The 24,892-nt window shown below is 66.7% G+C and carries 25 protein-coding genes and 5 tRNA genes; all 30 read left to right on the forward strand.

The genetic code is table 11. From position 1 onward, the window contains the following. The first annotated feature begins 14 nt into the window (after window positions 1-14). The 30 genes from trmFO (at window position 15) to ispH (ending at window position 24,819) form a co-directional block, all read left to right on the forward strand. Window positions 15-1,340, forward strand: coding sequence for a methylenetetrahydrofolate--tRNA-(uracil(54)-C(5))-methyltransferase (FADH(2)-oxidizing) TrmFO (gene trmFO, locus Q3866_RS01980; RefSeq protein WP_293672958.1), 1,326 nt, complete (start codon window positions 15-17; stop codon window positions 1,338-1,340). Continuing rightward, window positions 1,324-2,262, forward strand: a complete 939-nt coding sequence (locus tag Q3866_RS01985) for a tyrosine recombinase XerC (protein WP_301829196.1) — start codon at window positions 1,324-1,326, stop codon at window positions 2,260-2,262. Before trmFO ends, Q3866_RS01985 begins: the two co-directional genes overlap by 17 nt. Window positions 2,263-2,491: 229 nt before the next feature. Beyond that, a complete protein-coding gene (rpsB, locus tag Q3866_RS01990; protein ID WP_301829197.1) occupies window positions 2,492-3,247 on the forward strand; it encodes a 30S ribosomal protein S2 in 756 nt (251 codons plus the stop codon). Between the two features lie 116 nt (window positions 3,248-3,363). Further along, a complete protein-coding gene (tsf, locus tag Q3866_RS01995; protein ID WP_293826045.1) occupies window positions 3,364-4,236 on the forward strand; it encodes a translation elongation factor Ts in 873 nt (290 codons plus the stop codon). Window positions 4,237-4,385: 149 nt separating this feature from the next. Continuing rightward, window positions 4,386-5,114 (forward strand): UMP kinase, encoded by a 729-nt coding sequence (gene pyrH / locus Q3866_RS02000; RefSeq protein ID WP_293672954.1) that lies wholly within the window; start codon window positions 4,386-4,388, stop codon window positions 5,112-5,114. Next, complete coding sequence (gene frr, locus Q3866_RS02005) at window positions 5,114-5,659, forward strand: ribosome recycling factor (protein WP_301829202.1); 546 nt, start codon at window positions 5,114-5,116, stop codon at window positions 5,657-5,659. The genes pyrH and frr overlap by 1 nt, the downstream gene beginning before the upstream one ends. A 15-nt stretch (window positions 5,660-5,674) precedes the next feature. Continuing rightward, entirely contained in the window at window positions 5,675-6,457 is a 783-nt protein-coding gene (locus tag Q3866_RS02010) for an isoprenyl transferase (protein ID WP_301829458.1), read from the forward strand. Further along, on the forward strand, window positions 6,457-7,410 hold the full coding sequence (locus Q3866_RS02015) for a phosphatidate cytidylyltransferase (protein ID WP_301829203.1): 954 nt from the start codon (window positions 6,457-6,459) through the stop codon (window positions 7,408-7,410). The genes Q3866_RS02010 and Q3866_RS02015 overlap by 1 nt, the downstream gene beginning before the upstream one ends. Continuing rightward, window positions 7,407-8,603: a 1-deoxy-D-xylulose-5-phosphate reductoisomerase gene (gene dxr, locus Q3866_RS02020; RefSeq protein WP_301829205.1), complete on the forward strand. Its 1,197-nt coding sequence runs from the start codon at window positions 7,407-7,409 to the stop codon at window positions 8,601-8,603. The genes Q3866_RS02015 and dxr overlap by 4 nt, the downstream gene beginning before the upstream one ends. Beyond that, window positions 8,600-9,991, forward strand: coding sequence for an RIP metalloprotease (locus tag Q3866_RS02025; protein WP_301829206.1), 1,392 nt, complete (start codon window positions 8,600-8,602; stop codon window positions 9,989-9,991). Before dxr ends, Q3866_RS02025 begins: the two co-directional genes overlap by 4 nt. A gap of 6 nt (window positions 9,992-9,997) precedes the next feature. Next, on the forward strand, window positions 9,998-11,101 hold the full coding sequence (gene ispG / locus Q3866_RS02030) for a flavodoxin-dependent (E)-4-hydroxy-3-methylbut-2-enyl-diphosphate synthase (protein ID WP_301829208.1): 1,104 nt from the start codon (window positions 9,998-10,000) through the stop codon (window positions 11,099-11,101). 125 nt (window positions 11,102-11,226) lie between these two features. Continuing rightward, on the forward strand, window positions 11,227-12,933 hold the full coding sequence (locus Q3866_RS02035; protein ID WP_301829461.1) for a proline--tRNA ligase: 1,707 nt from the start codon (window positions 11,227-11,229) through the stop codon (window positions 12,931-12,933). A gap of 9 nt (window positions 12,934-12,942) precedes the next feature. Continuing rightward, window positions 12,943-14,088: a pyridoxal phosphate-dependent aminotransferase gene (locus Q3866_RS02040; protein WP_301829209.1), complete on the forward strand. Its 1,146-nt coding sequence runs from the start codon at window positions 12,943-12,945 to the stop codon at window positions 14,086-14,088. A 150-nt stretch (window positions 14,089-14,238) separates the two neighbouring features. After that, window positions 14,239-14,314, forward strand: a tRNA-Ala gene (locus tag Q3866_RS02045). 44 nt (window positions 14,315-14,358) lie between these two features. Next, window positions 14,359-14,434: transfer RNA gene (locus tag Q3866_RS02050), tRNA-Ile, on the forward strand. 113 nt (window positions 14,435-14,547) lie between these two features. Then, a complete protein-coding gene (locus Q3866_RS02055) occupies window positions 14,548-15,498 on the forward strand; it encodes a hypothetical protein (RefSeq protein ID WP_301829211.1) in 951 nt (316 codons plus the stop codon). Window positions 15,499-15,566: 68 nt separating this feature from the next. Then, window positions 15,567-15,642, forward strand: a tRNA-Ala gene (locus tag Q3866_RS02060). 181 nt (window positions 15,643-15,823) lie between these two features. Further along, window positions 15,824-15,898: transfer RNA gene (locus Q3866_RS02065), tRNA-Val, on the forward strand. Between the two features lie 4 nt (window positions 15,899-15,902). Further along, window positions 15,903-15,978: transfer RNA gene (locus tag Q3866_RS02070), tRNA-Ala, on the forward strand. A gap of 87 nt (window positions 15,979-16,065) precedes the next feature. After that, entirely contained in the window at window positions 16,066-16,440 is a 375-nt protein-coding gene (locus tag Q3866_RS02075; protein WP_301829214.1) for a VOC family protein, read from the forward strand. Window positions 16,441-16,477: 37 nt separating this feature from the next. Beyond that, complete coding sequence (locus Q3866_RS02080) at window positions 16,478-18,475, forward strand: ABC-F family ATP-binding cassette domain-containing protein (RefSeq protein ID WP_301829215.1); 1,998 nt, start codon at window positions 16,478-16,480, stop codon at window positions 18,473-18,475. Beyond that, the gene (locus tag Q3866_RS02085; RefSeq protein WP_301829216.1) at window positions 18,468-18,755 is read left to right on the forward strand and encodes a hypothetical protein; all 288 of its coding nucleotides are present in this window, start codon (window positions 18,468-18,470) and stop codon (window positions 18,753-18,755) included. Before Q3866_RS02080 ends, Q3866_RS02085 begins: the two co-directional genes overlap by 8 nt. Window positions 18,756-18,774: 19 nt before the next feature. Then, complete coding sequence (locus Q3866_RS02090) at window positions 18,775-19,473, forward strand: site-2 protease family protein (RefSeq protein ID WP_301829217.1); 699 nt, start codon at window positions 18,775-18,777, stop codon at window positions 19,471-19,473. A gap of 4 nt (window positions 19,474-19,477) precedes the next feature. Continuing rightward, on the forward strand, window positions 19,478-20,284 hold the full coding sequence (locus Q3866_RS02095; RefSeq protein WP_301829219.1) for a ScpA family protein: 807 nt from the start codon (window positions 19,478-19,480) through the stop codon (window positions 20,282-20,284). Next, window positions 20,284-20,958, forward strand: coding sequence for an SMC-Scp complex subunit ScpB (gene scpB, locus Q3866_RS02100; RefSeq protein ID WP_301829221.1), 675 nt, complete (start codon window positions 20,284-20,286; stop codon window positions 20,956-20,958). The genes Q3866_RS02095 and scpB overlap by 1 nt, the downstream gene beginning before the upstream one ends. Then, window positions 20,948-21,751 carry a pseudouridine synthase gene (locus Q3866_RS02105; protein ID WP_301829222.1) on the forward strand — a complete coding sequence of 268 codons (804 nt, stop codon included), beginning with the start codon at window positions 20,948-20,950 and terminating at the stop codon, window positions 21,749-21,751. Before scpB ends, Q3866_RS02105 begins: the two co-directional genes overlap by 11 nt. After that, complete coding sequence (locus Q3866_RS02110; protein WP_301829224.1) at window positions 21,752-22,444, forward strand: histidine phosphatase family protein; 693 nt, start codon at window positions 21,752-21,754, stop codon at window positions 22,442-22,444. A gap of 31 nt (window positions 22,445-22,475) precedes the next feature. Then, complete coding sequence (gene cmk / locus Q3866_RS02115; protein WP_293672937.1) at window positions 22,476-23,165, forward strand: (d)CMP kinase; 690 nt, start codon at window positions 22,476-22,478, stop codon at window positions 23,163-23,165. Continuing rightward, on the forward strand, window positions 23,162-23,923 hold the full coding sequence (locus Q3866_RS02120) for a 1-acyl-sn-glycerol-3-phosphate acyltransferase (RefSeq protein ID WP_301829227.1): 762 nt from the start codon (window positions 23,162-23,164) through the stop codon (window positions 23,921-23,923). Before cmk ends, Q3866_RS02120 begins: the two co-directional genes overlap by 4 nt. Before the next feature lie 44 nt (window positions 23,924-23,967). Then, window positions 23,968-24,819: a 4-hydroxy-3-methylbut-2-enyl diphosphate reductase gene (gene ispH / locus Q3866_RS02125; protein WP_301829229.1), complete on the forward strand. Its 852-nt coding sequence runs from the start codon at window positions 23,968-23,970 to the stop codon at window positions 24,817-24,819. Window positions 24,820-24,892: the final 73 nt, after the last annotated feature.

Genomic DNA, 24,892 nt, shown 5'->3' on the forward strand with positions numbered 1-24,892 from the left:
CAGATAGGGGAGACATGGCACAGCTCGATACGGTTACGGTCGTTGGCGCGGGCCTCGCGGGAAGCGAGTGCGCGCTTCAGCTCGCGAGGCGCGGCGTTCCCGTGAGGCTCGTCGAACAGCGCCCCACCAAGAGCTCGCCTGCCCACCACACCGACTGCTTCGCCGAGCTCGTCTGCTCCAACTCCCTCAAGTCGATGCGTCCCGACTCCGCGGCCGGCCTGCTCAAGGCCGAGCTCGAGCGCATGGGAAGCGAGCTCCTCGCCTGCGCGAGGCAGGCCGCGGTGCCCGCCGGCGGCGCCCTCGCGGTGGACCGAACGAGGTTCTCGCAGCTGGTGGGGGAGCGCATCGAGGCCAGCCCGCTCATTGAGGTCGTGAGGCGCGAGGCTACGCAGGTTCCCGAAGGCCGCTGCGTCATCGCCGCGGGGCCCCTGTGCTCGGACGCCCTCGCAAAGAGCGTGGGCGACCTTGTGGGCGCCGAGTCGCTGTCGTTCTTCGACGCGGCGGCTCCCATCGTCGACGCCGAGACCATCGACCGCAGCATCGTCTTCTCGCAGTCGCGCTACGAGGAGAACGGCGTGGGCGACTACCTCAACTGCCCCATGGACAAGCAGGAGTACGAGGCGTTCATGGAGGCCCTGCTCGGGGCCGAGAGGGTGGTGACCAAGGACTTTGAGCAAAGCGACCTGTTCTGCGCCTGCCAGCCGGTCGAGGAGGTAGCGCGCACGGGCATCGACGCCGCCCGCTACGGCGCCATGAAGCCCGTGGGCCTCACCGACCCCCGCACGGGCAGGCGTCCCTGGGCGGTCGTGCAGCTGCGTCCCGAGAACGCCGAGCTCACGTCCTATAACCTTGTGGGCTTCCAGACGAATCTCACCTGGCCAGAGCAGCGCCGTGTCTTCCGCATGATTCCCGGCCTCGAAAACGCCGAGTTCTTCCGCTATGGCGTCATGCACCGCAACTCGTTCGTCGATGCCCCGCGCGTGCTCGACCACACCTTCGCCGTTCCGGGCACAACAGTTCGCCTCGCAGGCCAGATCTGTGGCACCGAGGGGTACACCGAGGCCATCGCCTCGGGCCTGCTCGCCGCGCTCAACACCTATGCCGACCTGCACGGCCTGGCCCAGGTCGAGCTTCCGCGAACGGGTGCCTTGGGATCGCTCGTGGCCTACGCGACCAATCCCGCCACGAGCCCCTACCAGCCCATGCACGTGAACTTTGGCATCGTGCCCCCGCTTGAGGGGCCGCGTCTCAAGAAGCGCGATCGCTACGCGCGCTACTCCCAACGCGCCCTCGCTGACCTCGACGCCTACCTCGCGACGCGCCATGACCTGTTCGCCTAGCGAGCTCGTCGAGCGCGCCCAGGACGAGTTCGAGGTGCAGATGGCCGCCTTCTGCACCTATCTCAGGGACGTGCGCAACCTCTCGCCCAACACGACCCGCGCTTACGAGACGGACCTGCAGGCCTACGTCGACTGGTGCCGCCGCGAGGGCATCGACCCCCTGCGCATCACCCATCCCGAGGTTCGCTCCTGGCTCGCCGAGCTGCAGGACGCAGGCTACGCGACCACTACGCAGAACCGCCACCTTTCCGCCGTGCGCTCGCTCTACAACTGGCTCGTGAGCCGCGGCGTCACCACGCAGGACAACGTCGAGGCGGTGGCGAGCCCCAAGTTGTCACGCCGCCTGCCCAAGACGCTCTCGCCTGACGAGGTCGTTCGGCTCCTCGATGCCTGCGAGGAAGACACCTGCGGCATCCGCGACAGGGCCATGGTCGAGCTGCTCTACGCCTCGGGCGCGCGCATATCCGAGGTCTCGGGTCTCAACGTGGCTGACGTCGACCTGCGTGGGCGGCAGGTGCGCCTCTTCGGCAAGGGCAGCAAGGAGCGGCTCGTACCGCTCTACCCCAAGGCCTGCGAGGCATGTGGGCGCTACATCCGCGAGGCACGCCCCGAACTGGCGGCCGCGTCCCGCGCGGCCCAGAACGCCCTCTTCCTCTCGGTGCGGGGGCGACGAATGAGCGCGGCGGCGCTTCGCCTCGCGTTCGAGGCGCTCGTCGGCAAGGCGGGGCTCGACCCCTCGATTACGCCTCACGCCATGCGCCACACCTTCGCCACCCAGCTGCTCAACGGCGGGGCAGACCTGCGCAGCGTCCAGGAGCTTCTGGGCCACGAGAGCCTCTCGACCACGCAGATCTACACGCACGTCTCCATCGAGCGACTCAAGGCTGCCGCGCTCCAGGCACACCCCCGGTCGGAGGAGTAGCGTGGTCGCATGGGGCTCGTATCCCCGCTTATGTGCGGGTCGTGGATGCCTTTGTCGCCCGTGAGGGTAACCACTTGCGCGGGCGAGAGGCCGCTGTTAGACTATCAATTCGCTGTGCATACGCCAGCACCACATCACACGCGTCGCGACCCTGCGGCCACGGTGCCCGCTAATCGGGTGGCCAAGGGGGATGACCGGCGCGGAGGGCCAACCAAAGAAAGGTAGCACCATGGCAGTGAAGATTAACCTCAACACCCTGCTCGAGGCCGGTTGCCACTACGGCCACCAGACCCGTCGCTGGAACCCCAAGATGAAGCCGTACATCTTCGGCGAGCGCAACGGCATCTACATCCTCGACCTCAAGCAGACGATCCTCGACGCCGACCGCGCCTACACCTTCCTCAAGGAGACCGCGGCCAAGGGCGGCCAGATCCTGTTCGTCGGCACCAAGAAGCAGGCCCAGGAGCCCGTCGCTACGCAGGCTGCCCGCTGCGGCATGCCCTTCATCAACCAGCGTTGGCTTGGCGGCGTGCTCACCAACTTCGTGACCATGCGCTCCCGCATCAACCGCCTGGAGGAGCTCGAGACCATGGTCGAGGACGGCTCCATGGCCGCTCGCGGCAAGAAGGAGCAGTCCGTGCTCACCAAGGAGCTCGAGAAGCTCCAGCGCAACCTCGGTGGCGTCCGCGACATGCGCCAGCTCCCGGCTGCCCTGTTTGTCATCGACTCCAAGCGTGAGGAGCTCGCCATCCGCGAGGCCAACCGCCTGCACATCCCGGTCGTTGCCCTGCTCGACACTAACTCCGACCCCGACGTCGTCGACTACGGCATCCCCGCGAACGACGATGCCATCCGCTCCGTCGCCCTCATGACCGAGCTCGTCGCCGACGCCGTCCTGGCTGGCACCGGCAAGGAGCAGATCACCGCTGAGGAGATGGCCGCCGGCGAGACCACCCCGGCCGTCGAGGCGCCTGCTGCCGAGTAGACCCACGGGCCCTCGCAGCAAATTCATGACTGAGGGGCGCCGTCCAAACATGGGCGGCGCCCGCATGTAAAGGTATTGCGTGCGCACGCACGCACAGACACGAGAGAGAGGCACTCATGGCTCAGATCACCGCCGCGCTCGTCAAGCAGCTCCGCGAGATGACCGACTCCCCGATGATGGAGTGCAAGAAGGCGCTCGTCGAGGCCGATGGCGACATCGAGAAGGCCGTCGACGTCCTTCGCAAGATGGGCATGGCCAAGGCCGTCAAGAAGGCCGGCCGCGAGACCAACGAGGGCACCGTCGCCGCCTACGTCTGCGACTGCGGCAAGGCTGCCGCCCTCGTCGAGGTCACCTGTGAGACCGACTTCGTCGGTGGCAACCCCAAGTTCACCGGCTTCGCCAAGAATGTGGCCGCCGTCGTCGCCAAGGCCAATCCGGCCGACGTCGACGCCCTCAAGGCCGCCGAGTTCTCCGAGAACGAGACGGTTGACGCTGCCCTCACCGAGATGATTCACACCATGGGCGAGAACATGAAGATCGCCCGTTTCGCCCGTCGCGAGGTCGAGAACGGCGCCTTCGGCTCCTACGTCCACGCCAACGGCAAGCTCGGCACCATCGTCGAGTTCTCCTTCGCCAAGCCCGAGACCGCTGAGGCCGAGTCCTTCAAGACCTTCGCCCACGACGTCGCCATGCAGGCTGCCGCCGCCGGCGCCATCTCCGCTCGTCGCGAGGACGTTCCCGCCGAGATCGTCGAGCACGAGATGAGCATCTACAAGGCTCAGGCTGCCGAGTCCGGCAAGCCCGAGGCCATTCAGACCAAGATCGCCGAGGGTCGCCTCAACAAGTTCTTCGGCGAGTCCGTCCTCTCCGAGCAGGCCTTCATCAAGGATGGCAACATCACCATCCGCCAGTACGCCGAGAAGGTCGGCAAGGAGCTCGGCGACAACATCGAGATCGTCGCCTTCGACCGCTTCACCTTCGGCGAGTAGCCCAAGGCATCAGCGCAAACTGGTCGCATGAGGCCCGGCACCCTATGGTGTCGGGCCTTTTCTTATGCGCATCCAGTCCAATTCGCGAGCCCTGCCATGCCTTTTGCTAGAATTCTTCTGATACGGCAACGAGTGAAGGGAAGTCCCCCTTGTCGGACTACAAGTACAAGCGCGTCCTGCTCAAGCTCTCCGGTGAGGCCCTCATGGGCGAGGGCGGCTATGGCATCGATCCCAAGGTCGTCGACCACCTGGCCAAGGAGATTAAGGTCATACACGACGACGGCATCGAGGTTGGCGTGGTCGTCGGTGGCGGCAACATCTTCCGTGGCGTCGCCGGTGCCGCAGGTGGCATGGACCGCGCCCAGGCAGACTACATGGGCATGCTCGCCACGGTCATGAACGCCCTGGCTCTCCAGGACGGCTTCGAGCGCAACGGCATGACCGCCCGCGTCATGAGCGCCATCAAGATGGACGAGGTCTGCGAGCCCTACATCCGTCGTCGAGCCATCAAGCACCTTGAGAAGGGCTATGTCGCGATCTTCGCCGCCGGCTCGGGCAACCCCTACTTCACGACCGACACCGCCGCGGCCCTGCGCGCCTGCGAGATCGACGCCGACTGCCTTATGAAGGCCACCAAGGTCGACGGCATCTACGACGCAGACCCCATGAAGAACCCGGACGCCAAGCGCTTCGACACCATCACCTACCGCGAGGTCCTCACGCGCGACCTCAAGGTCATGGATGCCACGGCCACCGCGCTGTGCTCAGACAACAACATGTCCATGATCGTGTTCAACATCGACCAGCCGCACGTCTTCGCAGACGCGCTCAAGGGAATGCCGGTTGGCACCACCGTCGTTGGGGAGGAGACCCACTAATGAGTGAGATTACCGATACCGCCCGTTCGCGTATGGACAAGTGCCTCGAGGCGCTCAAGACCAACTTCGGCAAGGTCCGCACCGGCCGCGCCAACCCGCACGTGCTCGACTCGATCATGGTCGACTACTATGGCCAGTCCACGCCCATCACGCAGCTCGCCGGTGTCAAGGTTCCCGAGGCCAGTATGCTCGTCGTCGAGCCGTGGGACAAGACGAGCCTGAACGCCATCGAGAAGGCCATCTCTCAGTCCGACCTTGGCATCACGCCCTCCAACGACGGCCAGGTCATTCGCCTGCCGTTCCCCAAGCCCACCGGCGAGCGCCGCAAGGAGCTCGCGAAGGAGTGCCGCACGCTCGCCGAGGAGGCCCGCGTGGCCATCCGCAACGTCCGCCGCGAGGCCAACGCTAAGCTCGAGCGCGACGAGGAGCTCTCCGAGGACGACGTCCGTCGCGAGCAGACCAAGGTCCAGAAGCTCACCGACGAGTTCGTGAAGAAGATTGACGAGGCAACCAAGGCCAAAGAGGCCGAGGTCATGGAGATCTAGAAAGGTCGTGTGCCCGTGCAGCGTGACGAGCAGGAGCTGACAACCTACTTTGCTGACGCCCCCGAGGACGTGTCGCTTGCCGACGTAGACCTCGAGCGCCTGCCGTCTCACATCTCGGTGATCATGGACGGCAACGGCCGCTGGGCCACCCGCCAGGGCATGGAGCGCGGCCAGGGTCACATCGCCGGCATCGCGAGCCTGCGCGAGACCATCACTGCGTGCGTTCGCCTTGGCGTCGACGTGCTCAGCGCCTATGCCTTCTCCACCGAGAACTGGAAGCGCCCGCAGCAGGAAGTCGACCTGCTCATGCACCTGTTTGCCACGACGCTCGTCAAGGAGCTGCCGCTCTTCCACCAGGAGAACGTGCGTCTCGAGTTCCTCGGCGACATCGAGGCCCTGCCCCAAAAGACCCGCGAGGTCTTTGAGGAGGGCCTCTCCGAGACGGCCGACCACACGGGCATGACGCTTGCGCTCGCGGTGAACTACGGCGCCCGCGCCGAGCTCGCCCGCGCGGCGCGCCTGATCGCCTCCGAGGTAAAGGAGGGCACCCTGTCCGTCGACGACGTCGACGCCGCCTGCGTCTCCTCCCACCTCTACACGGCCGACCTGCCTGACCCCGAGCTGCTCATTCGCACCTCGGGCGAGCTGAGGCTCTCCAACTACCTGCTGTGGCAGCTTGCCTACAGCGAGTTCTACATCACCGACACGCTCTGGCCTGACTTCGACCGCTGGGAGCTGCTGCGCGCCATCCGCGCCTTCCAGGGCCGTGACCGTCGCTTTGGCGGGGTGAAGGCTTAGTGGCCAATTCCCCCAACACCGATGCGCGCTCCCGCAAGCCCACGCCCAAGACCATCGACGCCGCCTCCGACAGCATTGAGCGTCACCGCGAGGCCCACGAGGACGAGCGCGTGGCGGGCACGCTCAAGAGTCAGCGCGCCCGCAGTTGGACCGAGAAGCTCCTGACGAGAACCACCTCGGGCCTCGTCTACGCCCTCGTGATCCTCGCGTGCCTCTTCTGGGGCCGCATCCCTACCACGCTGCTCGTCTCCGCGATGGCATGGCTGTGTGGCTCCGAGTTCTTCCGCATGGTGAGGCTCGCCGGCCGCATGCCCAACGAGTTCATCGGCCTGTTCGCTATCATCCTGTACCCGCTGGGCGCCCTCGCCAGGCCCGAGGCCGAGACGGGTATCACGCTGCTGCTCATGCTCGCCGTGGGCGTCTGGTACGTGCTCACGCCGCGCGCGAGCGTCGCGGACGCCGCCATCACGGTCTTTGGCGCAGCCTACACGGGTCTGCTCTTCTCGTCCGTCGTGACGATTAGGGCCTGTGACCCCGGCCTCGAGGGCGCCCTGCTCACGCTGGGCACCATGGGCTCGGTCTGGGTCAACGACGCCTTCGCCTACCTCGTGGGCTCGCGCTTCGGTCGCCACAAGCTGGCACCGCGCATCTCACCCAACAAGAGCGTCGAGGGGCTCGTTGGTGGCCTCGTTGGCTCCTGCATCGTCTGGGCCATCGTGTGGGGCCTTGGCGTTCGGTTCATCCCGCTGCCGCTCGCTCTGCTCGCCGGAGTCGCGAGCGGCCTTGCGGGCGTCATCGGCGACCTGTTCGAGAGTCGTCTCAAGCGCTCGGTTGGCGTCAAGGACTCGGGCAACCTCATCCCGGGTCACGGCGGCTTGCTCGACCGCTCGGACTCCATGCTCTTTGCCTGCATGACCACCTACTTCATCTTGCACTTCGGGGGGATTCTGTGAACATCTTCGAGGACACCTCGAGCTCGACCGTGAGGGAGCGCCCGCTTCGCGTGGCGCTCCTTGGCTGTTCTGGCTCGATTGGCACCCAGACGCTCGACGTCATCCGCATGCACCCTGACAAGCTCGCGCTCACCGCCGTGGCCGTCAACTCGTTGGCTACCAAGCTCGTCTCCGTCGCGCGCGAGTTTGGCGTGGCCCATGCCGCTATTGCCGACGAGGCCCGTCGCAACGACCCCGCGCTCGCCGAGTTGCCGCAAGGCTGTGAGCTTGACTTTGGCGAGGATGCCGTGACGCGCCTCGCCACCTTGCCCGATGTCGACTGCGTGCTCGTTGCCGTGGTGGGGGAGGCCGGCATCTGGGCGAGCCACGCGGCACTTGCCGCCGGCAAGATCTGGGCCCCCGCCAACAAGGAGGCCCTCGTCATCGGCGGCGGGCTGCTCATGCCGCTCGCCAAGCCCGGACGAGTGCTGCCCGTCGACTCCGAGCACAACGCCATCTACCAGTGCCTCGTTGGCGAGCGCCGCCGTGACCTACGCAAGATATGGCTCACGTGCTCGGGAGGCCCGTTCTTTGGCCGAACCCGCGAGCAGCTCGAGGGCGTGACGGCCGCCGAGGCGCTGGCCCACCCCACCTGGAAGATGGGTGCCAAGATCACGATCGACTGTGCGACTCTCATGAACAAGGGCCTCGAGGTTATCGAGGCGCACCACCTGTTCGACGTCGCCATCGACGACGTCGAGGTGCTCGTGCACCGCCAGAGCAAGATCCACTCCGCCGTCGAGTTTGCAGACGGCTCGGTCAAGGCCCAGCTCGGCCCTTCCGACATGCGCGTCGCCATCCAGTACGCCCTCAGCTATCCCGAGCGTTGGGACTCGCCCGCGACGCATGTCGACTGGCGCTCGAGCGAGCCGCTCACCTTCGCCGCGCCCGACCGCGGCGCCTTCCGCTGCCTTGACCTCGCCCTCGAGGCCGGCCGCACCGGCGGTACCCTGCCGTGCGCGATGAACGCGGCCAACGAGGTCGCCAACGAGGCGTTCCGCCAGGACCGCTGCGGCTTCTGCGACATCGACCGCATCGTCGAGCGCGTCATGGACGCCACGAGCGTGGAGAGTCTCACGAGTCTCGAGCAGATCGCCGAGGTCGACGCGCTCGCCCGCGAGCGTGCCCGCGGGTTCGTCTCGGAGCTTGCATGAGCGCGCTCGTAGGGGCGCTGTCGGCCATCTTTTGGGGCGCCCTCATGCTGAGCGCCCTTGTCTTCCTGCACGAGGGCGGCCACTACGTCGCCGCACGCGCGTTTGGCATGCGCGTCACCGAGTTCTTCCTCGGCATGCCCTGCCGCTGGAGGCTATCCCACAAGAGCGCCGACCATGGCACCGAGGTGGGCGTCACGCCCATACTGCTAGGTGGCTACAACCGCATCTGCGGTATGGAGGGCGCAACCTCAGATCTCGCCACGCGCGCGCTGGCCGCGATCGCCGCGCACGGGCGCGTGCGGATTGACGACCTCGCCTCTGAGCTTGGCTGCAATGTCGAGGAGCTCTGCGCCCAGCTCCAGGTCCTGTGCGACTGGGCAAGCGTCGAGCCGTACTTCGATGAGGCGGCTGGGGAGCGTCCCAGCCAGAAGGACTGGCCCGCGTCCGTACAGACCGTCGAGCGCGACATCAACCTGCTCACGGCCTTCGACTCGGGGCACGACTTCTCCCTGCCCGGCTCAACCAAGGCGGGTGAGCCCCACGCGTTGCCCCAAGGTGGCGCCGAGGCGCTGCTCGAGGCCGAGCGCTCCCACACCTACCAGGGAAAGGGGTTTCTCGCGCGCGTGGTCACGCTCGTCGCGGGTCCCCTCGTGAACCTCATCGTGGGCATGGCGCTCATCGTGGGCGTCTTCTCCGTCGGCGGCATCGCGGTGGCTCAGAACGTCCCGATCATTGGTGGCGTCGAGCAGGGCTCGCTCGCCGAGGCCTCAGGCGTCCAGGAGCAAGACACGATCGTCTCGGTTGCGGGCAAGGAGGTCTCCACCTGGGAGGACATGGGAGACGAGCTGCACGCGCAGATGCAGGCCGGCGCGGCCTTTAACATCGTCGTCGAGCGTGGGGGAGAGCGCCTCGACCTCACCGTCGACCCTGCCGACGCCGCTGGCGCCCAGGCCTTTGGCGTCACCGCCAGCACCGAGGTTGTCCACCCCTCTCCCGTGCAGTCGCTCGGCATCGGGTGGAGTTATCTCACGCAGACCGTCGGCTTCGTGGCCCAACTCTTTCAGCCAGCGCACACCGCTGAGGTCGTCTCGCAGTCGACCTCTATCGTGGGCATCTCGGTCATGGCCTCGCAGGCCGCCGAGTCTGGCGCCCAGAGCTTCCTGTTCCTCATGGCGGGCATCTCGATGTCGCTCGGCATCATGAACCTCATCCCCATCCCCCCGCTCGACGGAGGAAAGCTCCTCATCGAGGTCATTGGCCTCGTCATTCGCAGGCCCGTTCCGCAGAGGGCCCAGAATTTCCTGTCCTACCTCGGGCTCGTTCTGGCGCTCATGCTCTTCGTGGCGGTTCTTCGCCAAGACATCGTTCGCTTTGTCATGGGAGGCTAGCGACACATGATCGACCTTCGTCCCAACTCGCGCAGCACGTCCGAGAAGCCCCTGCCGCGCGAGCTCACCCACCAGGTGCACGTGGGCAGCGTCGCCGTTGGTGGCGGCGCCCCCGTCTCGGTGCAGTCCATGTGCACCACCAAGACCACCGAACCCGCCTCGACGCTCGCCCAGATTCATGACCTCGAGGCCCTTGGCTGCGAGATCGTGCGCGTCGCGATTCCCCAAGCGGATGCCCTCGACGGCTTTGGCGAGATCTGCGCCAGCTCGCCCCTGCCCGTCGTGGCAGACATCCACTTCGACCACCGCCTTGCCATCGAGGCCGCCCGCCGCGGCGCCTCCGGGCTGCGCATCAATCCCGGCAACATCGGCTCGTTCGACAAGGTCGACGCCGTCATCGACGCCGCGGGCGAGGCGGGCATCCCCATACGCATCGGCGTGAACGCGGGCTCGCTCGACAAGGCGATTGACGTGCGCGAGGACCTTACGCAGCCACAGAAGCTGGTCCAGAGCGCCGTGTCGTTCGTGCGCCACTTCGAGGAGCGCGGCTTTGGCGACATCGTGCTTTCCGCCAAGGTCCACGACGTCCCGGCGACCATCCTCACCAACCGCGAGCTCTCGCGCGAGCTGCCGCACGTGCCGCTGCACCTGGGCGTCACCGAGGCGGGCACCGTGCGCCAGGGCACGGTCAAGAACGTGAGCGCCCTTGCGGTGCTGCTCTCCGAGGGCATCGGCGACACGATGCGCCTCTCGCTCACCGCGCCTCCCACCGAGGAGGTGCCCGTTGCATGGGAACTGCTCCAGTCTCTGGGGATGCGCCGCCGCACGCCGGAGCTCGTGAGCTGCCCCACCTGCGGACGCTGCCAGGTCAATCTCATCGAGATCGCGGGAGAGGTCGAGCGCAGGCTCCAGGCCGTGCGTGCCCCCATCTCCGTCGCCGTGATGGGCTGCGTCGTGAACGGCCCGGGCGAGGCGCGCGGCGCAGACATCGGTGTCGCCTGCGGCCAGGGGACGGGCCTGCTCATCGCGGGTGGCGAAACCCTTCGCAAGGTGCCCGAGGACCGCATCGTCGACGAGCTCTTCGCAGAGATCGAGGCACGCTTCGAGTAGCCCAGGCGGCAGGGAACGCCCAGCCGGGCACCCGATGCTTGGCCGGTGCGCATTCGCGCTAAGATGAATTAGTTGCATCGTGGCGGCCGCGCGGCCGCCCCTAAGGAAGGAACCACATGAAGCCCATGATGATGAGCCGCCTCTACGCCCCCACGCTCAAGGAGGACCCGGCGGAGGCCGAGCTCGCGAGCCACCGCCTGCTGCTTCGCGCCGGCATGATCCGCAAGGAGGCCGCGGGCCTCTACACCTACCTGCCGCTCGCCTGGCGCTCCATCCGCAAGATCGAGGATATCGTCCGCGACGAGATGGACGCCGCCGGCGCCCAGGAGCTCATGATGCCGATCATGGTCGACGCCGACCTCTGGCGCCAGAGCGGCCGCATCGACGCCTATGGCAAGGAACTCATCCGCTTCAACGACCGCCACGAGCGCGAGTTCGTCCTGGGCCCCACCCACGAGGAGACCATCACGGCCCTCGTGCGCAACGAGCTGCGCAGCTACAAGCAGCTGCCGGTCAACCTCTACCACATCCAGGACAAATTCCGCGACGAGTTCCGTCCCCGCTACGGCCTCATGCGCGGCCGCGAGTTCATCATGAAGGACGCCTACAGCTTCTCCGCCACGCAGGAGAGCCTGCAGGAGGAGTACGACAAGATGAAGGCCGCCTACGCCAACATCTGCGTGCGCTGCGGCCTCAAGGCCCTTCCTGTCGTCGCCGACTGCGGCGAGATTGGCGGCGACACCTCCGTCGAGTACATGGCCCTCGCCGACGCGGGCGAGGCCAGCCTCGTCTACTGCGACGACTGCGGCTTCGCGGCTGACGACGAGGCCGCCTCGACCACCGTCGCCGTCATCGACGGCCCGGGCGACGGCAGCCTCGTCAAGGTCGCCACGCCCGGCTGCGGCACCATCGATGAGGTCGCGGCCTTCTTTGGCGTTCCCGCGAAGGCCACCGTCAAGTCCCTGTGCCTCGTCGATGGGGAGGGCACCCCGACGCTCGTCCTCGTTCCCGGCGATCACGAGCTCAACGACGTTAAGGCCGAGCACGCCTTTGGCGAGTACCACCTCATGGACGAAGACGAGCTCATCAAGTTTGGCCTGCGCAAGGGCTTCATCGGCCCCGTCAACCTGCCCGAGGGCATCCGCGTGGTCTGCGACGAAAGCCTCAAGCAGGCTCACCGGTGGCTCTGCGGCGCCAACGAGGAGGGCTTCCACCTCACCGGCATCGAGGAGGGCCGCGACTTTGCGGCCGACGCCTGGGCCGACCTCGTGACCGTCGTCGCCGGCGACCCCTGCCCGCACTGCGGCAAGCCCCTCTCGGCCGCCCGCGGCATCGAGGTCTCGCAGGTCTTCCAGCTGGGCACGAAGTACTCCGAGGCCATGGGCGCCACCTTCATGGACGAGGACGGCAAGGAGAAGCCGCTCATCATGGGCTGCTACGGCGTGGGCGTCTCGCGCACGCTAGCCGCCATCGTCGAGCAGCACAATGACGAGAACGGCATCAGCTGGCCCGTCTCCGTGGCTCCCTACGAAGTCGCCGTCGTTCCGCTCGACGTCAACGACGAGCTCGTGTGGCCCGCCGCCCAGAAGGTCGCCGAGCAGCTTGCCGCCGAGGGCCTCGAGGTCGTCGTCGACGACCGTAAGGAGCGCGCCGGCGTCAAGTTTGCCGATGCCGACCTTATGGGCTTCCCCTACCAGCTGGTCTTTGGCAAGCGCGCCGTCAAGGGCGGCAACTGCGAACTCAAGGTCCGTGCCACGAGCGAGCGCACCGAGGTGTCGCTCGATGAGGTCGCCGCGCAGCTTGCCGCTCGCGTTTTCGCCGAGCGCGCCTAGGGCATGCGCATGGCGCTCGCAACCAACCAGGACCTGGCGGGTCTCGCGACGAGCGGGATCCGCCGGTTCACGGCCCTCGCCAACCAGACTCCCGGCTGTGTCAAGCTCACGCTGGGCGAGCCCGAATTCGACACGCCCGCTCCCATACGCGCGGCCGTGAGCGATTCGCTCGTGCGTGGCCTCACGCACTATCCGCCCAACAACGGCAGGCCAGAGCTGCTCTGCGCCCTCAGTGCCTACATGGGGCGTCAGGGCCTCTCCTACGAGCCTGGCGAGCTCATCGTCACATGTGGCGCCACCGAGGCGCTTGCAGCCACGCTCATGTCACTACTCGACCCGGGCGACGAGGTCATCGTGCCCACGCCGGCCTTTGGCCTCTACGAGACCATCGTCCGTGCCGCACATGGCACCGTTCGCTCGCTCGACACGAGTGCCAGCGGCTTTCAGATTGCGGCAGACGCCCTCGAGGCCGCCATCGGCCCGCGCACCAAGGCGATCGTCATCACCTCGCCCAACAACCCCACCGGCTGCGTCTACGACCGGTCGTCGCTCGACGCGGTTGCCGGGGCGCAGGCGCGCCACGGCCTCTTCGTGGTGTGCGACGACGTCTACAACCGCCTCGCCTACACCCGGGGCTACGAGCGGTTTGCGCAGGTGCACCCCGAGAGCCGCGACCACACCGTCGTGGTCGACTCGTTCTCCAAGCCCTGGGCCATGACCGGCTGGCGCCTCGGGTGGCTCGCCGCAGACACGCCGCTCAAGACCCAGATCGAGAAGATGCACCAGTACCTCGTCTCGAGCGTCCCCGCCTTCGTGCAGGACGCGGCGGTCGTGGCGCTTTCGTGCGACGTCGAGCCCATGCGGCAGACCTACGAGCGCAGGCGCGAGCAAGTTTGCGCGGCACTCGTCGACATGGGGCTTCCGCTCGTGAGGCCAGCGGGCGCCTTCTATGCGTTTCCCAGCATCGAGGGTCTTGGCGTTGGCAGCGAGGAGTTCTGCGAGCGGGCTATCCGCGAGGGGGGAGTGGCGCTCGTGCCGGGCACCTGCTTTGGCGCGGAGGGCTACGTGCGCCTCTCGTACTGCGTCTCCGACGAAGACCTCACGCTTGGCCTCGATCGGCTGGCGAGGTTCATTCGAGGCATTAGTGACCGATAACCGTTGATCTCGCGAAATAACGAGCGCGTTGCGTTTCCTCTGGTGTGGAATCGTGCAGGATTTGGGCTTCACGCAAAACGATTCAGATTTTTTCGAAAATCTCGGTTGACGGGGCGTGCGTCTTTGGTAATATTCTCTTCGCACCAATTCGGGGATATAGCTCAGTTGGGAGAGCGCGTGACTGGCAGTCACGAGGTCAGGGGTTCGAACCCCCTTATCTCCACCACATGTGATGGGCGGCGGCATTTGTCGCCGCCTTTTTTCATATCCGGGCCTATGGCGCAACGGTTAGCGCAGGGGACTCATAATCCCTGGGTTGCAGGTTCGAATCCTGCTGGGCCCACCAAAACTATGCGGGCCGGGGCTCACCTCGGCCCGCTTTCGTTTGCTTCTGCTTCAAAATGGGAACATGAAGTAATGTGAATGGGCACAAGCGAATCTAAGAGCGTAAGGAGCCGCATGGCACAGTCCCAAGACAAGAGGCCCGGGACGCTTCGCACGCTGGGCATCGCCTACCTCGTGTGGACCTGCGTGTCGGCCCTCGCCGTCATCGTCATCCTTCTGTTCACCACTCTTGCCTACTGTGGCGTCTATCCGGTCAAGGGAGAGCTCTCGCAGACCGTCACCGTTCTTGGCGTCTCCGTCTCTGTATGGGTCCTCCTCGCGCTTTCGTGGCTCTTCGTCGTTATGGGCTCGCTTGCCGCCCTGGGCTTTGGCGCCTCGTGCCTCGCCTGCGAGAAGAGGCCCTCTACGCTTCGTCCCGCGATCATCCTGGGCAGGGTCGCCTTCGTCCTTGCCCTCATCGATCTGCTCTTCTGCGTCGTCCAGGCAGACGGCGTCTCGTTCGTCTGCAGCCTGATCTCGCTCGTGCTCACCGGAGCGCTCGCGCTCGAGGTGCGCAAGGTCCCCGACGCCGGCGAGGCGCTGCCCCACAGGTCGTTCGTGGTCGAGAGCGCACAAAACTCGCAGGCGCGAGAGGAGCGCCTCGAGGGAGAGACGCGCGGTCTGCACGCCTCCTGTTCCGGATACGCCACGATCATGCTCGCCTGGGGAGGGCTTCGCATCCTCTACGGACTGGCGCTGCTGTTCTCGATGCCGCTCGGCCTTGCGCAGGACCACTCCGCTTTTGCCATCGCATCGTCGCTCGTGATCGTGGCCGTGGGCGCCTACCTCATCGCGACGGGCCGCTCTGGCAAGCGCGCCCTCGACAGCGACGGCAGGCTCGCCGCCTTCGTGAGGTTCTGCCAGCTTGGCGTCATCGTGAGCGGGGCCACCTGCGCCCTGTTCGCCGTGCTCATGCTCAATGACATCATGCCAACCTCAGGCGAGGTGTTCTGCGCTGTCGTTGACCTCGCGCTGTGCCTTGGCGGCTTCGTCAACGCGCGCAAGCTGTCCACGGTCATCGCCTAGTTAGGATTTCTCAACTTTCTCGGTTGACGGGGCGCGCGTCTTTGGTAATATTCTCTTCGCACCAATTCGGGGATATAGCTCAGTTGGGAGAGCGCGTGACTGGCAGTCACGAGGTCAGGGGTTCGAACCCCCTTATCTCCACCACATCTTAGGAGCGACGACTTCGGTCGTCGCTTTTTTGTTAGCCAAGCCATGTCCTGGACGCCGAAATCAAAACCAAGTCATGCCCTGGTCGTCAGAATCAATAATTCTCAAAAATGTTCTTGACGGCCTTTGAATCGCCATGCTATCTTAATCATCGCTGCGCACGACGGCAGCTCGAAGTGGGCGATTGGCTCAGGGGTAGAGCACATCCTTCACACGGATGGGGTCGCTGGTTCGAATCCAGCATCGCCCACCACTTCGGGGATATAGCTCAGTTGGGAGAGCGCGTGACTGGCAGTCACGAGGTCAGGGGTTCGAACCCCCTTATCTCCACCATAATCGAGGAGGCCGGGGCATTTGTCCCGGCCTTTTTTGTATCGCACGACGGCACGGAAGTACCAACAAGGTAACCAGGAGGGCGTCATGAGCGACACCATCACCAACCCCGTTGAGGCCTTTGGCCTGCACGTTGCCCATGTGGGCATCAACGCTGCGAGCGCCGAGGAGGCCTCTCAGATCGCCGGGCTCTTCCAGACCCTCATGGGCCTTGAGCCCAACCCCACGCCCGTCTCCGTCTTCGCCGACACGCTCGTCGAGGTCATGAGCGGATGCGGCAGGGGAGAGAAGGGCCACATCGGCTTTGGCGTCAACGACATCGTCGCCGCGGAAGAGTGGTTCGAAGGCCGTGGCTTCACCATCAACGAGTCCTCTCGCGCCCTCAACCCCGATGGTTCCACCAAGCTCGTCTATTTCAACGACCAGATCGCGGGATTCGCCATCCACCTCTGCCAGGACTAGCCACGCCACGCCCTTCTCGACCCAAAAGGGAGCTCCCTTGATTCTTCTTGCCGACAAGGTATCCAAATCATTCGGCGGCCGCACCCTTTACGAGGGCGCCACGCTGCAGCTCAACGCCGGCCAGCGCTGGGCCCTCGTGGGCCCCAACGGCGCTGGCAAGACCACGCTGCTCAAGATCATCATGGGCGTCGAGACCCCCGACGAGGGAACGGTGAGCTTCCAGAAGGGCACCTCGGTTGGTTACCTCGAGCAGGAGGCCAAGCTCGCCGGCCATGCCACCGCCCTCGAGGAGGTCATGGCCTCCGCCACCGAGATCCGCCATCTGGGAGAGCGCATCTCCGAGCTCGAGGCTGCCATCGCCAACGCCGGCGAGGGCGACGGCCTCGACGTACTTCTCGAGGAGTACGGCCACGCCCAGGATCGCTTCGAGCGCCTGGGCGGCTACGAGCTCGAGAGCCGCGCCCGCGCCATCCTGTGTGGCCTCGGATTCCCCGTCGACGACCTCGACAAACCCGCGGAGGACTTCTCGGGCGGCTGGCAGATGCGCATAGCCCTCTCCAAGCTCCTCCTGCGCCACCCCGACCTGCTGCTGCTCGACGAGCCCACGAACCACCTTGACCTCGAGAGCGTTAAGTGGCTCGAGCAGTTCCTCTCTGGCTACGACGGGGCCGTGCTGCTCGTGAGCCACGACCGCGCCTTCATGGACGCCTGCGTGAGCCACGTCGCAGCCCTTGAGAACCGCCGCCTCACCACCTACACGGGCAACTACTCCGCCTACCTGCGCCAGCGCGAGGACAACCTCGAGCAGCTCCGCGCCAAGCGCGCCGCCCAGGAGCGCGAGATCGCCCACATGCAGGTCTTCGTAGACAAGTTCCGCTACAAGCCCACCAAGGCCGCCCAGGCCCAGGAGCGCATGAAGCGCATCGAGCAGATCAAGAGCGAGCTCGTGGTGCTTCCCGAGAGCTCGCGCAAGGTGAGCTTCAGCTTCCCCGAGCCCCCGCGCACGGGCGACATGGTGGTCTCGCTCGAGCACATCCGCAAGGCCTTTGGCGACAACCTCGTCTACGCCGACGCAAACGCCACCTTCTACCGCGGCGACCACGTGGCCCTCGTGGGCCCCAACGGCGCCGGCAAATCGACCCTCATGAAGCTCGCCCTCGGCTTCGAGAAGCCCGACGCGGGCACGGTCGAGATGGGCCAGAACGTCACGAGCGCCTACTACGCCCAGCACCAGCTCGAGACCCTCACCGAGTCCAACACGGTCATGGCCGAGATGGACGAGGCGGCTCCCGGCTGGACGAGCTCCGAGGAGCGCCGCCTGCTCGGCGCCTTCCTCTTCTCGGGCGACGACGTCGAGAAGCGCGTGGGCGTGCTGTCGGGAGGCGAGCGGGCACGTCTGGCCCTCGCCAAGATGCTCGTGGCCCCCGACCCGCTCCTGTGCCTCGACGAGCCCACGAACCACCTCGACATCGACTCGGTCGACGTCCTCGAGAAGGCGCTCGTGGACTTCAAGGGCACCATCCTGCTCATCAGCCACGACGAGCACCTCGTGCGCGCGGTGGCGAACAAGGTCGTCGACGTGCGCGACGGGCAGGTCACGATCTATGACGGCGACTACGACTACTACCTGTTCAAGCGCGCCGAGCTCGAGGCTGCCGCCCAGGCGGGCGAGCAGGCCGGCTCCACCAAGGCCGCCCAGCCCGAGAAGACCCAGACAGCGGCTGCGCCCGCGCAGACCGGCCGCAACGTCAAGACCAAGGAGCAGCGCCGCGCCGAGGCCGAGGCGAGAAATGCCCTCTCCAAGTCGCTGCGCTCCACCAAGAAGCGCCTCAAGGAGGTCGAGGACGCCCTCGAGCCCGCCCACAAGCGCTATGACGAGCTGATGGAGCTCATGGCCTCAGAGGAGCTCTACGCCGACCAGAAGCGCTTTGACGAGTGCCTTGCCGAGTACAACGCGCTCAAGAAGAAGATTCCCGCGCTCGAGGAGGAGTGGCTGGAGCTCTCGACCAAGCTCGAGGAGGCCCAGAATGCCTAGCCGCATGGCCGAGAGGGTCTCCTTGGCCCTCAGGGTGTGCGCATGCGTCCTTCTTGGCCTCGCGGTCTTCATGCTTGTGCCGCTGCCCCAGCTCCGGGGCGCGCAGATCGACCTGGCGCTCGCCGTCACCTCGCTCGAGCCGGACGCCCTCGCGGGCCTTCTCGTGGTGGCAACGCCGCTCGGCACGGCATTTCGCGGCGACTTTGTGCTGTGCGCCGCTGCCCTTTATCTCATAGACTGGTGTGTTGGACGCGCCTGCACCCCAAGCCGCATGCGCTAGCTGCAAGAGGGAGGCGCCATTGCTGTCGCTCGAACACATCGCCCTGACCGCCTTGTCGGTCGTCCTGCTCGTCTTCTCGGCCATCGTCCACGAGGCCGCTCACGGCTACGTCGCGCACCTGTGCGGCGACGACACGGCCAAGGAGGCGGGTCGACTCACGCTCAACCCCGCCAGGCACCTCGACCCCTTTGGCTCAATCGTGCTGCCCATCGTCATGGGCATCATGGGCGGCTTCGTGTTCAGCTACGCAAAGCCGGTGCCCTACAACCCCTACCGCCTCAAGAATCGCAGGCGCGACGAGGTGCTCGTGGCGCTTGCCGGGCCTGCCTCGAACCTTCTGCAGGCACTCGTGGGTGCCGCGGCCTTCAACGGCCTGTGGGCGCTCGTCGAGGCAAACTCGCAGCTCTACTTCTTCGGCCCGCTGGTGCTGGGTATGAGTGCCATGGAGCTTTTGCTCACGGTCTTCTCGAGCTACGTGTGGGTAAACCTCATGCTCGCCTTCTTCAACCTCATCCCGCTGCCGCCACTCGATGGCTCCAAGGTCGTCTGCTACTTCCTCAAGGGCGAGGCCCTCGAGCGCTACTACCAGGTTCAGCGCTACGCCATGCCTATCCTCATTTTCGTCCTCTACATCTTGCCGCGCCTGGGATTTGACCCGCTGGGCGTCTACCTCAACGCCTGCGTGGGTAACCTCTACAACCTGCTGCTGGGGATGTGATCAGGTGAGCTATCGCGTACAGACCCAGGCCTACTCGGGACCGTTCGACCTGCTCCTGCAGCTCGTGAGCCGCCAGCGCGTCGACATCGGCGCCATATCGGTCTCTGAGGTCGCAGACCAGTACCTCGCCGAGGTGGAGCGCATGGGCGAGCTCGACCTCGACGTCGCGAGCGACTTTGTCCTCGTGGCCTCGACGCTGCTCGACATCAAGGCAGCCTCGCTCGTGCCCCAGGACGCGCCCGCGGCCGCAGACGATGACGAGGACGACGAGTTCTCCGACCTCTCGCCCGACGAGGCGCGCGAGGTGCTCATCGCCCGGCTCATCGCCTATAAGCAGTTCAGGAACGCCGCGGCAGCGCTGGGGGCCCGCATGGAGGCCCAGGCGCGCATGCACCCCAGGACGGCCGGCCCCGGCCCGGAGTTTCTCAACACCATGCCCGACTACCTCGAGGGCATCACGCTGCGAGGGCTTGCCGTCATCTGCGCCGACCTCGACAGCCGGCGCGAGGGATTCCTGCTCGAGGCCGAGCACATCGCGCCAAAGCGCCTGCCCGTGGCCCTCACCGTAGCGAGCGTAGACCGCGTGACGCGCGCGAAGCCCCACCTCACGTTCTCGGAGCTGCTCGACGGCGACTCGACGCCCGAGCAGGTTGTCGTGACCTTCCTCGCGATTCTGCAGCTTTACAAGCTGGGCAGCGTGAGGCTCACGCAGGACGAGAACTTCGCCGACATCGACATCGACCGCATCGAGGGGGCGCCGGCCTACGAGGTCGACGCGACCACGCTGGCCGAGCTGGAGGGAGGGTACTGATGAGAGAGCTCGACAAGCTCGAGTCGCAGGACATGAGGGGCGCACTCGAGGCGATGCTCCTCGCGTCGAGCGACCCGGTGAGCGCAACCGACCTCGCGAAGGTCTTGGGAGCCGCCCCCGGCGAGGTCTCCGCCCAGCTCGCCGACCTCGCCGCCGAGTACGCCGACGCAAACCGCGGCTTTCAGCTGCGCGAGGTGGCGGGCGGCTGGAGGCTGTTTACCCACCCCGCCTACCACGACCAGGTCGAGGCGCTCGTCATGAGCTGGGACACGAGGCGCCTGTCGCAGGCGGCCCTCGAAACGCTCGCCGTAATCGCCTACCACCAACCGGTCACGCGCGAGGGCGTCAAGGCCATCCGCGGCGTCAACTCCGACGGCGTCATCTCCTCGCTCGTCGACAAGGGGCTCGTGCGCGAGGCCGGCCGCGACCCTCAGCGCACTCAGGCCATCCGCTACGCAACCACGCAGGCCTTCCTCGAGCGCTTTGGCCTCAAGTCACTGCGCGAGCTGCCCGACCTGGAGCAGTTTGCCCCCGACGAGGAGTCGCGCAAGTTCATCCGCGAGCGCCTCTCGGGCCGCTCGATCGAGTCGACCCTCGAGGAGGCCGCAGCAGACTTTGACGAGGAGCGCGAGCTCATAGGCACTGACGGAGTGGAGGAGAGCGATGACGAATAGCGAGCAGACCTCGCAGGGGGAGCGGATCGTCCCCATGCGGCTGCAGAAGTTCCTCGCGCGCGCCGGCGTCGCGAGCCGCCGCGGCTCCGAGAACCTGATGACCGCCGGGCGCGTCCGCGTGAACGGCGCGGTCACGACCGAGCTCGGCAGCAAGGTCGACCCGCTCGTCGACGTGGTGACGGTCGACGGCCGCGAGGTGCGCCTGGCCGACGGCTCGGTCTACCTTATGCTCTACAAGCCCGCGGGATACGTCACCACGATGCGCGACCCCGGCGGCCGCCGCTGCGTGGCGAGCCTCGTTCCCAGCGACCGCTACCCCGGGCTCTTCCCCGTGGGCAGGCTCGACCGCGACACGACGGGCCTTCTGCTCTTCACGACCGACGGCGAGGCGGCCCAGGCGCTGCTCCACCCCTCGTTCGAAAAGAAGAAGCACTACCTGGCGCTCGTGCACGGCTGGCTCACCCACGCTGAGGCCAAGGCGCTCGAGGACGGCATCGAACTCGATGACGGCCCCTGCGCCCCGGCGCGCGTCGAGGCCTTGCGGATGGGAGACCCCCGCGCCGCCATCTTTGCCGACGCGCCCAAGGGCACCTCGGTCGTGGGCCTCACGATTCACGAGGGCAGAAAACACCAGGTGAAGCGTATGCTCGAGGCCGTCGGCCATGAGGTCGTGCGCCTGCACCGCGACACCTTTGGGCCGCTGCGCCTCACTGGCATCGAGCCTGGCCAGTGGCGTATGCTCACGGACGGCGAGCGGGCACGCCTGCTCGAGGCGACGAGGGGAGAGCGCTAGATGGCGGAGTTTGGACGCGTGCTGTTCATGCGACACCCGCAGACGGAGTTCAACAACACGGGGCGTCTCTCGGGGCGCATCGACGTCGGCCTGTCCGAGCACGGCCGCGAGCAGGCCTGCCGCGCCGCCGCGGCCCTCGTTGCCTGGCGGCCCGATCGCATCATCACCTCGCCGCTTGCCCGTTGCCACGCCATCGCAGACGCCGCCGCCCGTGAGTTGGACATCGAACCCATCGAGGACGAGCGCGTCATCGAGATCGACTTTGGTGTGGCGGAGGGCATCGTAAAGGACCACCTCGCCGACATGGGGCTCGCGTTTCCCTGGGACATCGTCGACGGTCACTCGGTCGCGGCCCCGCGCGCCGAGACCTTCGAGGCCCTCATCGAGCGCGCCCGCGGCTTCGTCGACTACGTCGCGACCCTGCGTGGCAAGACGGTCGTCGTGACGCACGGCGGCTTCTCGCGCGCCGTGTTCGCGGCGGTCTACCGCGAGCCGGTCGAGCTCTTCTGGGACCGCGTTATTCCCAACGTCTCGTCCCAGGTGTTCGTCTCGAACGGCGCGAGGCTCGCGCTGCAGACGGCGGGGCTCACGCCCGAGGAACTGCACCGCCGCGCAGACGCCGGCTACGTGCCGCACGACTCCGTGAGCGCCGCGGCCGAGTGCATCGAGCTCGACGACCTGTCAGACAACTAGGGACCACACCCTCCAAGCGAAAGGACCCACCATGATCGTTGCCATCGACGGCCCCGCCGGGTCGGGCAAGTCAACCGTCGCGCGTGCCATGGCCGCGCGCGAGCACCTCACCTACCTCGACACGGGCGCGATGTATCGCTCCGTGACCGACGCCGCCCTCACCCGCGGCCTCGACCTCGACGACGCGCGGGCCGTGAGCGAGCTTGCCCGCGACCTCGACATCGTGCTCGACAACGGCGAGCAGGGTCCCGTCGTCATCGTCGACGGCCGGGACCGCACGGACGCCATCCGCATGCCCGAGGTCGATGCCAACGTCTCGAAGGTTGCTGCCATCCCCGCCGTGCGCGAGGCCATGGTGGCGCTGCAGCGCAAGGCCGCCGAGAGCACGAGCGTCGTGGCCGAGGGTCGCGACATCGGAACCGTCGTGTTCCCCGCAGCCGAGGTCAAGGTCTTCCTCACCGCAGATCCCAGCGCCCGCGCCCGTCGCCGCGCGGTCCAGCGCCAGGGAGGCAACACCGCGACCGACGCAAACGCCCAAGCAAACGCCGAGGAGCAGGCTAAGATCGAGGCCGAACTCATCGAGCGCGACCGCAAGGACTCCACCCGCGCCACCGCCCCCCTCAAGCCCGCCGAGGACGCCGTCCACATCGACTCGACCGAGCTTACGGTCGACGAGGTCTGCGACAAGATCTGCGAGCTCATGGAAAGGGCGCGCGCATGAGCGAGGCCAACGGCAACAAGCCCGTAAAGAAGCCACGCGAGCCCAAGAGGGCCAAGGACGGCTTTGACTTCATTCGTAACGGCATGGACGAGTATCCCGCGCCCACCCGTGCACTCTACAGGTTCGTCGCCTTCGTGTTGGGCGTGTTCAGCCGTATCGTGTGGCCCACGAGCTTCGAGGGGCTCGACGACTTCGTCGACCACGTGAGGGACCATGGCTCGGTGCTCGTGATGAATCACACCTCGATGGTCGAGCCGGTCGTGCTCATCTGCGAGCTGTGGCGCCGCGGCGTCCACGTGCGCCCCATCTACAAGGCCGAGTTCGAGAAGATCGGCCCCGCCAAGTGGCTTTTCCGCAGGGTTGGCGGCATCCCCGTCGACCGTGGCACCGCAGACCTCAAGGCCCTCAAGGCCGCCCGCGACGCGCTCATGCGCGGCGAGTCCGTGCTGATCTATCCCGAGGGCACGCGCATCAAGAACGACGAGCAACCCGTCGAGATCCACGGCGGCTTCGCGATGATCGCCCAGATGGGGAAGAGCGATGTCGTGCCCTCCGCCGTCGTGGGCGCTGCAGACCCCTACAAGACGCGTCCCACGCGCAGGCGCAAGCCGTTCGTGCGCTTCGGTGCCCCGCTCACCTTCGACGAGGTCGGAGGCTCCATGCGCAAGGAGAAGGTTGCCAACATGGAGAAGGCCGCTATGGAGCAGGTCTACGCCCTGCGTGACGCCCTGCGCGAGGAGCATCCCGGCCTCTGGTAGGCCACCACGCCACGATCAGCCCAAGACTAAGGAGCACCGACACGATGGCTCGCCCAACCATCACCATCGCAGACCACGCGGGAGCCTGCTACGGCGTCCAGCGCGCCCTCGACCTCGTCGAGCAGGTCGCGGCAGACGCCACGGGGCCCGTCCACACGCTGGGGCCGCTCATCCACAACCCGCAGGTCGTGGCCGGCCTTGAGGCCAAGGGCGTCACCGTCGTGAGCGAAGTTCCCGAGCCCACCGAGGAGGGCGGCGTCACCCTCGTGCTGCGCACCCACGGCGTCGTGCCGCAGGTCGAGCGGCTCGCGGCCCAGCGCGGCCTTGCCGTCGTCGACGCCACCTGCCCCTACGTCAAGCGCGTCCATCATGCGGTCGAGCGCCTGCAGGGTCAGGGGTACCAGATCCTCGTGGTGGGGGAGTCGGGCCACCCCGAGGTCGAGGCGATTCTGGGCCACGCCCCTGGGGCCATCGCCGTGGCAGACGCCGCCGCGCTCGACGACGTCCACGTCGAGCCTCGCGTGGGCGTCGTCGTGCAGACCACGCAGGCCAAGGCCACACTCGACGCCGTCGTGTCGAGCCTCACCGGGGTCGCCCGCGAGGTATGCGTCGTGAACACCATCTGCGCCGCCACGAGCGAGCGCCAGAAGGCCGCCCGCGAGCTTGCCGCGCGCTCGGACGTCATGGTGGTCATCGGTGGCCGCAATTCCGCCAACACGACGCGCCTCGCCACGATCTGCTCGGCATCGTGCGCGGCGACGCACCACATCGAGACGTGCGACGAGCTCGACGCCTCGTGGTTCGAAGGGGCCGCCACGATCGGCGTCACCGCGGGGGCGAGCACGCCCACGGCACAGATTGACGAGCTCGTCGAGGCCATCGGCCGTCTTGTGTGATTGCGGCGGCTTTGGCGCCCACCCGCGAACGCTCCGCGAGCCCCATGCTAGAATTTCTCGTTTAGTACACCCG

Source organism: uncultured Parolsenella sp. (assembly GCF_958346945.1).
Taxonomy (GTDB): domain Bacteria; phylum Actinomycetota; class Coriobacteriia; order Coriobacteriales; family Atopobiaceae; genus Parolsenella.

What these genes read in the sequence shown, in the direction of transcription:
- rpsB (WP_301829197.1), top strand. Translation starts at nt 2,492, where the DNA reads ATGGCAGTGAAGATTAACCTCAACACCCTGCTCGAGGCCGGTTGCCAC.
- Q3866_RS02055 (WP_301829211.1), top strand. Translation starts at nt 14,548, where the DNA reads ATGGCACAGTCCCAAGACAAGAGGCCCGGGACGCTTCGCACGCTGGGC.
- Q3866_RS02025 (WP_301829206.1), top strand. Translation starts at nt 8,600, where the DNA reads ATGAGCGCGCTCGTAGGGGCGCTGTCGGCCATCTTTTGGGGCGCCCTC.
- Q3866_RS02035 (WP_301829461.1), top strand. Translation starts at nt 11,227, where the DNA reads ATGATGATGAGCCGCCTCTACGCCCCCACGCTCAAGGAGGACCCGGCG.
- Q3866_RS02120 (WP_301829227.1), top strand. Translation starts at nt 23,162, where the DNA reads ATGAGCGAGGCCAACGGCAACAAGCCCGTAAAGAAGCCACGCGAGCCC.
- tsf (WP_293826045.1), top strand. Translation starts at nt 3,364, where the DNA reads ATGGCTCAGATCACCGCCGCGCTCGTCAAGCAGCTCCGCGAGATGACC.
- Q3866_RS02085 (WP_301829216.1), top strand. Translation starts at nt 18,468, where the DNA reads ATGCCTAGCCGCATGGCCGAGAGGGTCTCCTTGGCCCTCAGGGTGTGC.
- Q3866_RS02040 (WP_301829209.1), top strand. Translation starts at nt 12,943, where the DNA reads ATGGCGCTCGCAACCAACCAGGACCTGGCGGGTCTCGCGACGAGCGGG.
- Q3866_RS01985 (WP_301829196.1), top strand. Translation starts at nt 1,324, where the DNA reads ATGACCTGTTCGCCTAGCGAGCTCGTCGAGCGCGCCCAGGACGAGTTC.
- Q3866_RS02075 (WP_301829214.1), top strand. Translation starts at nt 16,066, where the DNA reads ATGAGCGACACCATCACCAACCCCGTTGAGGCCTTTGGCCTGCACGTT.
- Q3866_RS02105 (WP_301829222.1), top strand. Translation starts at nt 20,948, where the DNA reads ATGACGAATAGCGAGCAGACCTCGCAGGGGGAGCGGATCGTCCCCATG.
- ispH (WP_301829229.1), top strand. Translation starts at nt 23,968, where the DNA reads ATGGCTCGCCCAACCATCACCATCGCAGACCACGCGGGAGCCTGCTAC.
- trmFO (WP_293672958.1), top strand. Translation starts at nt 15, where the DNA reads ATGGCACAGCTCGATACGGTTACGGTCGTTGGCGCGGGCCTCGCGGGA.
- cmk (WP_293672937.1), top strand. Translation starts at nt 22,476, where the DNA reads ATGATCGTTGCCATCGACGGCCCCGCCGGGTCGGGCAAGTCAACCGTC.
- scpB (WP_301829221.1), top strand. Translation starts at nt 20,284, where the DNA reads ATGAGAGAGCTCGACAAGCTCGAGTCGCAGGACATGAGGGGCGCACTC.
- ispG (WP_301829208.1), top strand. Translation starts at nt 9,998, where the DNA reads ATGATCGACCTTCGTCCCAACTCGCGCAGCACGTCCGAGAAGCCCCTG.
- frr (WP_301829202.1), top strand. Translation starts at nt 5,114, where the DNA reads ATGAGTGAGATTACCGATACCGCCCGTTCGCGTATGGACAAGTGCCTC.
- Q3866_RS02110 (WP_301829224.1), top strand. Translation starts at nt 21,752, where the DNA reads ATGGCGGAGTTTGGACGCGTGCTGTTCATGCGACACCCGCAGACGGAG.